The following is a 520-nucleotide window of genomic DNA, read 5'->3' as shown; positions in this document are numbered from 1 at the left end:
TCAGCTGGTAGAGCACCACCTTGCCAAGGTGGATGTCGCGAGTTCGAATCTCGTCGTCCGCTCGCAGGACACTGTCACGGCAAAGGTTCTTTTGAATCGGAGCTAACACGGTGGGTTGGCCGAGAGGCGAGGCAGCGGCCTGCAAAGCCGTATACACGGGTTCGAATCCCGTACCCACCTCGGTGAAAACCATGGTTTTTCGGATGATCTCCGAATGAACATGGGCGATTGGCGCAGCGGTAGCGCGCTTCCCTGACACGGAAGAGGTCACTGGTTCGATCCCAGTATCGCCCACTGGCAAGGCAACTTGCCCGCAGTACCACCGGTTTACCGGTCCTGCACACGCGGACGTAGCTCAGCTGGTAGAGCACCACCTTGCCAAGGTGGATGTCGCGAGTTCGAATCTCGTCGTCCGCTCTCTACTTCTCATAAACCCATATGCCGGTCTTCCGGTTCCGGGCGATTGGCGCAGCGGTAGCGCGCTTCCCTGACACGGAAGAGGTCACTGGTTCGATCCCAG

At 58.8% G+C, this 520-nt stretch carries 3 tRNA genes; all 3 read left to right on the top strand.

The features are described 5' to 3' along the window. The first annotated feature begins 109 nt into the window (after positions 1-109). Positions 110-180, top strand: a tRNA-Cys gene (locus tag FNL14_RS05080). Positions 181-222: 42 nt separating this feature from the next. Then, positions 223-294, top strand: a tRNA-Val gene (locus FNL14_RS05075). A gap of 50 nt (positions 295-344) precedes the next feature. Beyond that, positions 345-417, top strand: a tRNA-Gly gene (locus FNL14_RS05070). Positions 418-520 lie beyond the last annotated feature (103 nt).

It is taken from the genome of Pseudarthrobacter sp. B4EP4b, from assembly GCF_006680095.1.
Classification (GTDB): domain Bacteria; phylum Actinomycetota; class Actinomycetes; order Actinomycetales; family Micrococcaceae; genus Arthrobacter.
Note: the sequence above shows the minus strand (reverse complement) of the source record. Positions and strands in the feature narration are given on the sequence as shown.